Here is an 11,003-nt window from a genome sequence, read left to right as displayed (position 1 = left end):
ATTGATATCTGTCAAATAATGTTTTTGTTATTGCAGCTGTTAATGTAGTTTTACCATGGTCAACGTGACCGATTGTTCCTATATTAACATGTGGTTTAGTTCTTTCGTATTTAGCCTTTGCCATTTTGAATTACCTCCTAAATAATTTAATATGATTAAAGTGTTTACAATAAGCATTTTACTATTAATTATTTCTGTTTTCAAGATGTTTTTCTAATTTTCTCTTAACTCTTTGTAGTGCATTATCAATAGATTTAACATCTCTATTAAGTATGTTAGCAATATATTGATATGACTTACCACTTAAATACAATCCTAATACTTCTAATTCTAAGTCGCTTAATAATTCATTCATCTTATCTTCGATATTTTTTAGTTCTTCTTTGCTTATTATTAATTCTTCTGGATCAGTTACTATACTTGTTGCTATTATGTCCAAAAGCGTCCTATCTGATTCCTCATCATAGATAGGTTTATTCAATGATACATATGAATTTAGAGGTATATGTTTTTGTCTTGTTGCAGTCTTAATAGCAGTTATTATCTGCCTAGTTATACATATTTCAGCAAAACATTTAAAGGAATTTGTTTTGGTTCCATCAAAATCTCTGACTGCTTTATATAAACCAATCATACCCTCTTGAATTATATCCTCTTTATCAGCTCCTACTAAAAAATATGATTTAGCCTTTGCTTTCACAAAATTTTTATATTTAGATATAATGTATTCTAATGCTATTTTATCCCCTTTATTCGCTTTTAATACTATATTATATTCATCTTGTTGACTATTATCCAAACTTTCATAATAGTTATAATCTCTATCATTATCCTTAGCTAGTAACATGAAATCTCCCCCATTTACAAGTTTCCTATAGTTATATTATAGCTCAACAAATCCAGTATTTTCAATGCTTTCTACGAATGTTCTCAAGTTTCGACAAAGTTGTATCATCTAACCTATCTTCCAAGAAATTTCGCTGAATTTTTTTCGTATTATCTCGCTGTTTTTCTTTTATTTTCGTCAAAGTTTCATCAAGATAGATTTTTAATTCCCTTGCAGAAATTCTAGTTGCACCTTTCCCCAAAATAATTTGTTGCTCTGCATAATCACTAGTAGCCACTTGAATTTTATCGTATTTAGATAATGTACTTATAAATTTTTCTATATAACTGTCTGCAGTTTGATGTTCTTTTGTATATACAATAGTTATATATTTTCTTCTTTCAACCTTTTCCCTGCTATTTTTAACATTGTAAGCATCAAAAACAACAATTGCTTTTTTGCCGTTATATTGCGCAAATTCAATTATATAGTGTATTAACCTCTCTCTTGCAGCATCTAAATCTTCACTTGCCAATGTCTTCAATTCTTCCCAATCATTTATGATATTGTAACCATCTACAATTAAATACGATTTATGTTTTTTCTTAGCCATTAATCCTTCTTCATTCTTTGTCTAAAAATTTCATATAACAATATTCCGCCTGCAACTGAGGCATTTAGAGATGATACATTTCCTATCATCGGCATCTTAACTACAAAATCACAATTTTGCTTAACTAATCTAGACACTCCAAAACCTTCACTTCCAATTACTAATCCTATTGGGCCTGTTAGGTTTTGTTCATAGAAAACCTCTCCATCCATGTCAGCTGCTGCTATCCAAAGTCCTTCTTTTTTTAATTGCTTTATAGTATTTACTATATTGGTTACTTTACATACTGGAACATATTCAACTGCTCCTGCTGAAGCTTTTGCTACTACAGAAGTAATATGAACTGATCTTCTCTTTGGTATGATTACACCGTGAGCTCCAACCGCATCTGCTGTTCTTATTATCGTACCAAGATTATGGGGATCTGTTATTTCATCTAGTATAATAAAAAATGGATCTTCACCCTTTTTCTTTGCTATTTCCAATAAATCACTTAGTTCGTAATACTTGTAATCACTTACTACTGCTATTACACCTTGATGTGAATGACTTGTACTTATTTCATCTAATTTGTGTTTATCAACATATTGTATAACTATGTTTTTTTCTTTAGCCATACCTATTATTTTTTTGATAGACCCTTCCTTAGATGAATTTGATATCATTATCTTATCTATTGCCCTATCACTTCTCAAAGCTTCTATGATAGGATTTCTACCTTCTATATTTGCCAATAATTTCACCGCCTATAAATTATTAAATTTTTCTCTTATTTCTTTTATTTTTCCACATGACATGTTACCTTCTGGGCATGGTCCATTTAAACAATTTGGTCCCACGTTGTTAAATAAAGTAGGTGCTACCTCTCTTACTAATTTTAACATTTGTGTAGCTAATTCCCTAATCTCCCATTGAGCTCTTTCACAGCATCTGTGATGGAAGAAATTATACAAGCTTCTGGCATTTATTGTAAATACCATTTTTGTTTCGCAAGCATTTGGGAATACATATCTCGCATCCTCTATAGATTTTTTCTCAGCTTGTGATTTAGCTTTCTTTTCGCTTACCCCTTTGTCTAATAAATCTTGGTAATGCTTTTTAAATAGTATTCCTACTAATTTATCATAGTCTTCTTGACATTTGTTCATTGATTCTATGAATATTTTTTTAGCTTCTTCATTTTTTTCTATTTCTGGTGGAATTATATATTCAAATTGATCAAGCTTTACATAACGTTGTGATTGCTGTGAAAAGCTTGCAATTCTGTGTCTCACGATTTGGTGAGAACAGCTTCTTGATATTCCTTCAATTCCAAATGTAAATGTAACATGCTCGATTGGTGACTCATGACCAATACTTACTAGCATATTTAAAAATTTATCTATACTTTCTTGAGTTAAATTTTGTTCTATTTCATCCACACCAACTTGAGAATAACATAGCTTAGCAGCCATAGATATTACTTTTTCCGGTTCTGGTGTATGGGCTAATAATTTTACTTTCATAATAAAATCCTCCTATTTTTTTATTTATAAACTTAATATATAAAGATTTTTTAATTTATATGTGAACTTTCTTTATATTTTCGCAAAAAAACTTTATAAAATGCAATTTCATATAAAATAACTTCACCAATTAATTATACACTAAAAATACATTATAAAAAAACACCACTTTCTTACAAAACTTTAAAGCATGCTTAAAAGTGGTGTTTTTAATTATATTTCTCGTTCTATAATTTCTATACTCTTTTGGACTATATATTCTAGTCGCTCTCTATCTTCACTTAGATACAAATACCCTATCAAGGCTTCAAAGCCTGTCGCACATTTGTAATCAATAATATCGGCATTTTTAGGTGATGTATGAGGCTTTTGATTTCTACCTCTTTTAAAAATCCTCATCTCTTCTTCTGTCAATTCATCCTGTAATTCATGTATTATTGTCGCTTGTGCCTTAGCCTTAGAGTATTGTATAGCTGATTTGTGAAGATCATTTACTTTTCTGTTGATATTTTGTCTTATTAGATGTTCTCTAATATAAGATTCATAAACTGTATCTCCTAAATATGCTAAAACTAAAGGTGACATAGTTATTAATTCAGTTTTGTCCATTTTTATGCTCTTTTCCATTTTACGCCTTGTCTTGTGTCTTCAAGGACGATACCCTTATCTAATAATTGTTGTCTTATTTCATCTGCTAATTGGAAGTTTTTAGCCTTTTTAGCTTCTGTTCTTTGTGCTATTAATTTTTCTATTTCTTCGTCTAGCATTTCTTCTTTTTTGTCGTTTACTATGTTTAAAACACCAGTTAATTCGTTGAATTCAGCTAATGTTTTTTGAGCAAATTCCTTTGAAGAATTTTCAGTTATGTTGCTGTTCATGAATTTAGCTAATTCGAATATTGCACTTACTGCATCTGCTGTATTAACATCATCATCCATAGCATCTATGAATTTTTGTCTAAATCCAGCTAATTCATCTTGTAGCTTAGCTTCATCTTCAGTTATCTTAGTATCCCCAAGATTGCTTATTATAAACTCAGCTCTTTCTTTAGCATTGTATAATCTTTCAAGACCTGCTTTAGATTGATTTAATATTTCGTCGCTGAAGTTAATTGGATTTCTATAATGAGTAGATAGCATGAAGAATCTAACTACAGCTAAATCGTAAACTTCTGATATTTCTCTAACTGTGAAGAAGTTTCCTAATGATTTACTCATTTTTTCGTTATTTACATTTATATATTCATTGTGTAGCCAGTAATTAGAGAAATTCTTTCCACTTCTAGCTTCACTTTGTGCTATTTCATTTTCGTGGTGAGGGAATTTTAAGTCTTGTCCACCAGCATGTATGTCTATAGTTTCCCCTAAGTATCTATTAGACATAACAGAGCATTCTATATGCCATCCTGGTCTACCTTCGCCCCAAGGACTTGCCCATCCTGGTTCTCCTTCTTTTTTAGCTTTCCATAAAACAAAGTCCATTGGATGTCTTTTTTGGTCGTTTACTTCTATTCTTGCTCCAGCTTCTAGTTCTTCTTGTTTTATACCAGAAAGCTTACCATAGTCTTTGAATTTTTTAGTATCGAAATAAACATCTCCATTAACTGCATAAGCATATCCTTTGTCTTCTAGTTCTTTTACGAAAGCTATTATTTGTTCTATGTTGTTTGTTACTTGAGGATGCACGTCTGCTCTTTTGATTCCTAATCCGTCTGCATCTACAAAGTATTCTTTTATGTATTTAGTAGCAACTTCTTCTGGTGTGATGTTTTCTTCATGACTTCTTTTTATTATTTTATCATCTACATCTGTGAAGTTTTGAACATATGTAACATCATATCCCCTGTATTCTAAGTATCTTCTCAATGTATCAAATATTATAAAAGGTCTAGCATTTCCTATATGTATAAAGTTGTATACTGTAGGCCCACAAACATACATTTTCACCTTGCCTTCTTCAATTGGTACGAATTCTTCTTTTTTACGTGATAATGTATTATATAATTTCACGACAATCACCTCTCCTCTTCTTAAATTTTATTTAGTGTTTTCTGTATTTAATTAATATTTCATATATTTTTTTCTTTAATTTTTTATATAGTTTCAACTGTTTACTATAATATTATACCTTATTACACAATTTTAACAACATATATAAATGTATTTTTTATTATTTTGATAATCTTAAGAAAAATAATCCCCCAGATGTATATCTAGGGGCATTTTTTAAAATTTATTAATCATCATCGTCGTCATCATCATCTTCTTCATCGTCGTCATCATCGTCGTCATTACTATTATTGCTGTTGTTGTTATTACTATCATCATCATTTTTTGATTTATTCTCCATATTAGCTATTTCTTTTCTTATTCTTTCTCCTTTTTCAATCAATTTAGAATTTGCCACAATGAATTTATCCAATCTAGTGTAATCAATATCCTTTTCTACACATGACTCTAATTCTTCTAAATAATGTATATCCTTTAATTCATATTTACCTAATGTCATATCTTCTGAATCAGCTAATTTTACATCATCCATATCTGATTTTATGAATAAGGTATATGGTAAATATTTTTGCACCGTAGATTTTAAATCTTTGTCATATGCAGTATTGTTTTCATCAGAAATAGAATATCCAGCTAATACATAATTGTCATTTTCTAACAAATCACTTACATGCTCAATAGCATCATCGAGAGTTTCTCCCTCTATATAATCTAGCTCCTTATTTGGAATAGAATTATCTCTAGAAGTCGCTTCAACCACATGTTTATTTTCATCTAATTTCATTTCAAGACCTGAATTCCCATCCAGAGAAATTACTGCATAACTGTTATTTTTGAACGGATTTAATAACATCCAAACTACTAAAATAGCACCTATTAAAATAACCAGTAATCCCAATCCCTTAATAAAATTCTTATTCTTAAAGAAAGGAACTTTTTCATCGCTATAGCATATATCCTCATCTACAATATAAATCTTCTGCCCTTCCTGCATGCTCTTCTTCTTTTTAATTTTTATAAATTCGAATTCAGGAGTCATAGCAATAGCATAATCGTCTTTTATTTCCATAATAATAACCTTATTAGAATTCATAACTACTTAACCCCCTTAATCCAAATTATTAAATTAGTATACTTTTTAAAAAACAGTACAGCTGTAGAAAGAATAAAGGTTTTACTTCTCTTTATTATTTTTTCTGTTATCTCAAACCTTCTCGATACATCCTTAATAGGCAATTTTCTCTTTGCATATACCTTTTCTATTATAACTTCATCCTCACTTACTTTATATCCAATTTTAATAGCTCTATCTCTAGTATCCTTATGCTTTGGCGATTCTTTAACCAATATCTCAAAGGTTATCCCAAATAGCCCTAGCTCCTCTTTAAAAGCCATTATTTCATCTCTCAAGTCAGAAGTAGTCTTGTCTACCTTGACATTATCATCATGTATCTGCATTCCAGCCTCTGTAAGCTCTTCAATGGATGTTGCTGCTTCTAATCTAGCATTTTTCTGAAGATGATTTTTTAATCTACTCTCTATAACAAGCTTTGCAAACGACCAGAAATTACCTCTTTCCTCGTTGTATCTTTCAATAGCTTCATTAAACGCAATCAAAGCGACACTAAACTCCTCGTCATTATCAGTACATACATACCTGCCCAAAAATGAACTCGTTGTTTTTACTATGAAAGGAATGTTTTCTTCTATAAAATCATTTATGTCCATTCTAGGACCCTTGTTAAAACTCATCAAATCACCTCTCTTTGTCCTGATTCTCCTAATATATAGTACCTATACCTTATCAAATATAGGTACTTTTTCACAAAAATTAGTATCCATTATGTAAATTATAGCATTCTTACAAATATATAAAAAATATTTTTGTAACTTATTTACTCTTGCAGATAATTGATCTTTAAATAATAAACCTCCTAATATATTTACACTTCTATAAATCTATCAGGAGGTTTATTCATTTATTTATATACACTCTATTAAATTTTTATTTTTATATTTTTTACTTAAATACATATTTATTTAAATCAGTTTCTATGCTCATCATTTCTGCCATAGCAATAATTATACAAATAATAATCACCATCGTACATTTAAATGAATATACTCTTATATCACAATTTATAGAATAAACACACGCCATTATCAAAGTTAACCCCCATATACATGATATTTTTCTCTGTATTATTTTTGCAATATTACTATTAATTTCTTTTAAAACATTCAATTTATGAATATAGTATTTCATTACAAAGCCATAATAAAGTAAATCATAAATAAATAATCCCATACCTAGATAAAAATTTTGAAAATTTTTATAAGTAATAATAGATCCATTCCAAATTAGAAATATGCAGAGACCCATAACCATAGCTTCCAAGCCGAACTCAATTCTTTCTTTCATATGTTTCTTCTCTGTTGCTACTTTTATATAATCATTTTCTACTACAAAATCTGCTATTTTTAACATAAATTTAAACATTTTATTTTCCTCTTTAATAATATCTTGTGCAAACATATTCAGTAGATAAAGGTCCCTTATCTGAATCTTTTGTATATCTACCATAATACCATCTTATATTATCTTTCTCCACCATCATATTTTTACTTTCAATGTAATGTCCTTGTGTTCCATGATAATATATATATGTTTTACTTGATAAATATTTAGTATTTTTATAACTTCCAAATGCTTTATCTAATAATTTATCTGCTGCTCTATCGCAAGATGAATTGACTATAGATTCAGCAATACCTGATAAACCTAATGAAGCAGAAATACCATGAATAAGTGCTTTCGCTAACCCTTTTCTTGTATATTCTTCTAACATTTTGCCTAATTTTATATCTGGATTAGTTCTAACTCCTATATATTTAGAGTAATCTGAAGATTTACCATAAGGACAAGCATTTGTAACCCATCTGTCTCTATCAGCTAAAGGCATTATTTGTGTATCATTATCACTTATTGAAACACTACTTTCTACTATAATTTTTTCACCATCTATATATAAATCTCCTTCTTTCTTTAAAACAGTGTCTTCTTTTTCTCCTTCTTTTATATTTAATTGTTGTAAACCTTCTTCATTTTTAGTTACAGACAACTCAGAAAGTAAATCATCATCAAAGCTTTTTACAATATAAACATATTTACCTCCATTTATATTTATTTTAATTATTTCATCTAGATTTTCACCATATAGACTTAATACTTTTAATTCATCTTCTATTTGCTTTCTTTCAGTATCACTTATTTCTCTAGAAACTAATAAATCAATATCTATATTTCCTTTGTCACTAATATTTTTTTGATAATTCGTTTCTTCTGCAAATACAGTTAAAGAACAATTCAAAACTATTAACATTGATAATATTATTGATAAATATTTTTTTAACATAATTTCTCCTCCCAACATATTATTTATAATCATTTAAATCTTTCAAAATGCTTGAATTTTTTTAAACTAAATCATTTCTATCACATCCTTAATTAATAATATTTTTATTTAAATTTATTAATATTTAACAACTTCACTAAAAGATGCAACACTTTCTGATTTATCTCCTTTATATGATTTCATCGTAGAAAAAACTCTATATTCATACCCTTTACTTACTGACTTAGTTTTTTCTAAAGAACAAGTAATTCCTGCTTTAGACACTGTCCAAGCCTCTACAGTTTTCCATTCTCCATTAACTTTCTTCTGTAATCTTGATGTTATCAAACTTTTATCGACTTCTAAATCAGATTTCATAGATGCTTTTATAGTAGCAATTCCATTACTTATATTTAATTGACTTTTTTCACTTTTTACATACAAATACATTAATTCAACATCGCTATCATTAAAATTATCTATTGTAGTAGCAGAAATAGGAACTATAAAACTAAATGTTAACATAATACTTATTATTAAAATTTTTATCTCGTTTTTTATTTTCATAATAAAAACTCCCCTTTCTCTCTATTTATATATACCTTTGTATATATAAACGAAAAAAAAGAGGACTTTGTTTCAATTTTTATAATTTTTTTGTTTTATTTTACACTTTCTGCTATTTTTATTAATTCATTATACTTATTCTCTAACACACTCTTGTATCCATCTTCAGTTTCAACGGTAAGTATATAACAATTTTCTTCATCTTGCCACATAAGTGTATATTCTTCTCCTTTTTTTATATACTCAGCCTCATACATACCATTTATTATTAATTTATTTACTTCTGCATCTTCAGTATCTATAGATAAATGTTGATTTTCTATTTTAAAACATTCAAAAAATATACCATCATTATTATTTTTATAGAATAACATAATGTCATTGCTCATTAATTCTTTTTCTGTTTCTTTAAATCCTTCCGGTAAGTATGTTGGCAATTTCACATTAAATTCCTTTTCTGATTTACCATTAAATTCAAAAAGCGTAAATTCCTTATGTATATCCTTTATAGCTTCAATTACCCTATATCTAATAGCATCAACACTCATCGTTGCCCCAAACACAGAAATTATAATCAAAAATATGATTGCTACTTTCTTTGAATATTTATAAAATTTTGCTACAAAATTACATCTCTTTTCTTGCTTTATAATTTTCTCAATTTGATTTTCAAACTCTTCTGAATACGTATGATCTATTTCTTCATCATCAGGTATTTTATCAGTTATATATTCATCTACAGTCTTACAATATTTATAAAGTAATTCGTCCGTAATTTTTTTACTCATTATCAACACCTTCCATTTTATTCAAAATAAATTCTAGCTTTTCTTTTCCTCTAGCCAATCTTACTCTAACTGTAGATTCTTTTATGTCTAGTAATTTTGCTATTTCGTAATTTTCTAATTCATGACTATACTTTAATAAAAATACTTCTTTATAGATTTCTGGAAGCTTCATTATGGCAATTTCTATATCATTTAACCCCTCTTTTTCTACTTCTTCTAGTTCATCCGATGGGAAAATCAAGTTATCCTCTAATTCGACTTCTACCCTATTTGAAAGACTTTTTCTATATGCATCTATAGCAGTATTTTTAACTATAATTGATATAAAAGATTTAGTTTTTTTGCTATTTATTTTTTTGATTTTATCTAAATTTCTAATTATTTTTATAAAACTATCTTGTACTACCTCATCAATATCTCGTTCATCTTTTAATATCTGATTTGCTATCCAAAACATCATTTTTTTATATCTATTGTAAATATCTTCAAACTTTATCTTGTCATCTTCATTGTCTATTAAAGACATATACATTATCATAAGACATTTTCCCCCTATTAATGCTTAATACTGTTTACCTAAGTATAGCATTAATATTGCTGTATATTAAAATAAATTTATCCTTACATAATCTTTTATAATTCTATAATAATTTTATTTCATATATATAAACGAAAAACTAAATGGATTTGTTTCAATTTTACAATAATTCTAAAAAAAATAAAATTTTATTAAAAAATTTATAAAAGTTGAAACAAATTTATGCTATTTTCCGTTTATATATATGAAAGAGAAATAAGGAGGTGTTTCTATTATGAAAACATAAAACTATATGAATATTTTTTCTACAGTAAAGTAACATAAGGAGGTTGTATATATGTTTAAAAAAATATTTAAGAAAAAAAAATTTTTTTTAATTTTAGGATTACTTTTAATCAGTTTTATTTTTATTCAAAAAGGAACTAATGTTTTTAGTAATTCATCTAGTAATGCTCTATTTTTAAAACACAAAGGTGACATTTATATTGATGAAAAAGACGATAATTTAAAACTTTCATTGATATTTGTAGATTCTAAAAACAGCACTTTATTTAAGAATTTAAATGAAAAATTAAAATCAGACAGTAAATATATTTCTAATAATTATTTAATCTATAATGATAAAAAAAATAATATAGAAATTTATTTGAATAAATTACACAAAAGTAATAAATATAAAGATATTTGTTTATATTCTATGGATATAGATATTAATTTTTTAGAAAAAAATAATTCTTATAATTTAAAAACTTTGGAGTTGCT

General features: G+C 27.5%; 15 protein-coding genes. 1 reads left to right on the top strand and 14 read right to left on the bottom strand.

Going from position 1 to position 11,003, the window contains the following annotated elements; all coding sequences use genetic code 11:
- From ACI3VO_RS14900 to ACI3VO_RS14835, 14 genes are all read right to left on the bottom strand, one after another.
- Positions 1–124 (bottom strand): GTP-binding protein (locus ACI3VO_RS14900; protein WP_439757957.1); only part of this gene is annotated, 124 nt, incomplete at its 3' end.
- A gap of 60 nt (positions 125–184) precedes the next feature.
- Positions 185–847 carry an RNA polymerase sporulation sigma factor SigH gene (sigH, locus tag ACI3VO_RS14895; RefSeq protein ID WP_320623976.1) on the bottom strand — a complete coding sequence of 221 codons (663 nt, stop codon included), beginning with the start codon at positions 845–847 and terminating at the stop codon, positions 185–187.
- Between the two features lie 61 nt (positions 848–908).
- Positions 909–1,439 carry an NYN domain-containing protein gene (locus ACI3VO_RS14890; RefSeq protein ID WP_320623975.1) on the bottom strand — a complete coding sequence of 177 codons (531 nt, stop codon included), beginning with the start codon at positions 1,437–1,439 and terminating at the stop codon, positions 909–911.
- Entirely contained in the window at positions 1,439–2,173 is a 735-nt protein-coding gene (gene rlmB, locus ACI3VO_RS14885) for a 23S rRNA (guanosine(2251)-2'-O)-methyltransferase RlmB (protein WP_290693903.1), read from the bottom strand. The genes ACI3VO_RS14890 and rlmB overlap by 1 nt, the downstream gene beginning before the upstream one ends.
- 12 nt (positions 2,174–2,185) lie before the next feature.
- Positions 2,186–2,944, bottom strand: a complete 759-nt coding sequence (thyX, locus tag ACI3VO_RS14880) for an FAD-dependent thymidylate synthase (protein ID WP_439758672.1) — start codon at positions 2,942–2,944, stop codon at positions 2,186–2,188.
- Between the two features lie 213 nt (positions 2,945–3,157).
- The gene (locus ACI3VO_RS14875; protein ID WP_439758671.1) at positions 3,158–3,571 is read right to left on the bottom strand and encodes a Mini-ribonuclease 3; all 414 of its coding nucleotides are present in this window, start codon (positions 3,569–3,571) and stop codon (positions 3,158–3,160) included.
- Positions 3,556–4,953: a cysteine--tRNA ligase gene (cysS, locus tag ACI3VO_RS14870; protein ID WP_439758670.1), complete on the bottom strand. Its 1,398-nt coding sequence runs from the start codon at positions 4,951–4,953 to the stop codon at positions 3,556–3,558. Before cysS ends, ACI3VO_RS14875 begins: the two co-directional genes overlap by 16 nt.
- A gap of 226 nt (positions 4,954–5,179) precedes the next feature.
- A complete protein-coding gene (locus ACI3VO_RS14865) occupies positions 5,180–6,046 on the bottom strand; it encodes an anti-sigma factor domain-containing protein (RefSeq protein WP_439758669.1) in 867 nt (288 codons plus the stop codon).
- A 2-nt stretch (positions 6,047–6,048) separates the two neighbouring features.
- Positions 6,049–6,705, bottom strand: coding sequence for a sigma factor (locus ACI3VO_RS14860; protein WP_439758668.1), 657 nt, complete (start codon positions 6,703–6,705; stop codon positions 6,049–6,051).
- Between the two features lie 268 nt (positions 6,706–6,973).
- Positions 6,974–7,453: a hypothetical protein gene (locus ACI3VO_RS14855; protein ID WP_439758667.1), complete on the bottom strand. Its 480-nt coding sequence runs from the start codon at positions 7,451–7,453 to the stop codon at positions 6,974–6,976.
- Positions 7,454–7,466: 13 nt separating this feature from the next.
- Positions 7,467–8,369 (bottom strand): hypothetical protein, encoded by a 903-nt coding sequence (locus ACI3VO_RS14850; RefSeq protein WP_439758666.1) that lies wholly within the window; start codon positions 8,367–8,369, stop codon positions 7,467–7,469.
- Between the two features lie 117 nt (positions 8,370–8,486).
- Positions 8,487–8,915, bottom strand: coding sequence for a hypothetical protein (locus ACI3VO_RS14845; RefSeq protein WP_439758665.1), 429 nt, complete (start codon positions 8,913–8,915; stop codon positions 8,487–8,489).
- Between the two features lie 95 nt (positions 8,916–9,010).
- Positions 9,011–9,703, bottom strand: a complete 693-nt coding sequence (locus ACI3VO_RS14840; protein WP_439758664.1) for a DUF4367 domain-containing protein — start codon at positions 9,701–9,703, stop codon at positions 9,011–9,013.
- Entirely contained in the window at positions 9,696–10,241 is a 546-nt protein-coding gene (locus ACI3VO_RS14835; RefSeq protein ID WP_439758663.1) for an RNA polymerase sigma factor, read from the bottom strand. Before ACI3VO_RS14835 ends, ACI3VO_RS14840 begins: the two co-directional genes overlap by 8 nt.
- Positions 10,242–10,578: 337 nt before the next feature.
- On the opposite strand from ACI3VO_RS14835, the gene ACI3VO_RS14830 reads away from it, so the two are divergent.
- Positions 10,579–11,003, top strand: a 425-nt coding sequence (locus ACI3VO_RS14830) for a hypothetical protein (protein ID WP_439758662.1), incomplete at its 3' end; no start/stop codon positions are given.

Source organism: Intestinibacter sp., assembly GCF_051866655.1.
Taxonomy (GTDB): Bacteria; Bacillota; Clostridia; order Peptostreptococcales; family Peptostreptococcaceae; genus Intestinibacter.
This window is presented reverse-complemented; position numbering and strand designations above follow the sequence as displayed.

Bases quoted from the DNA above. Each gene is read 5' to 3' on its own strand.
- ACI3VO_RS14865 (WP_439758669.1), bottom strand. From the start codon at position 6,046: ATGAATTCTAATAAGGTTATTATTATGGAAATAAAAGACGATTATGCT.
- ACI3VO_RS14850 (WP_439758666.1), bottom strand. From the start codon at position 8,369: ATGTTAAAAAAATATTTATCAATAATATTATCAATGTTAATAGTTTTG.
- sigH (WP_320623976.1), bottom strand. From the start codon at position 847: ATGTTACTAGCTAAGGATAATGATAGAGATTATAACTATTATGAAAGT.
- ACI3VO_RS14860 (WP_439758668.1), bottom strand. From the start codon at position 6,705: ATGAGTTTTAACAAGGGTCCTAGAATGGACATAAATGATTTTATAGAA.
- ACI3VO_RS14890 (WP_320623975.1), bottom strand. From the start codon at position 1,439: ATGGCTAAGAAAAAACATAAATCGTATTTAATTGTAGATGGTTACAAT.
- ACI3VO_RS14835 (WP_439758663.1), bottom strand. From the start codon at position 10,241: ATGATAATGTATATGTCTTTAATAGACAATGAAGATGACAAGATAAAG.
- ACI3VO_RS14840 (WP_439758664.1), bottom strand. From the start codon at position 9,703: ATGAGTAAAAAAATTACGGACGAATTACTTTATAAATATTGTAAGACT.
- ACI3VO_RS14855 (WP_439758667.1), bottom strand. From the start codon at position 7,453: ATGTTTAAATTTATGTTAAAAATAGCAGATTTTGTAGTAGAAAATGAT.
- thyX (WP_439758672.1), bottom strand. From the start codon at position 2,944: ATGAAAGTAAAATTATTAGCCCATACACCAGAACCGGAAAAAGTAATA.
- ACI3VO_RS14875 (WP_439758671.1), bottom strand. From the start codon at position 3,571: ATGGAAAAGAGCATAAAAATGGACAAAACTGAATTAATAACTATGTCA.
- ACI3VO_RS14845 (WP_439758665.1), bottom strand. From the start codon at position 8,915: ATGAAAATAAAAAACGAGATAAAAATTTTAATAATAAGTATTATGTTA.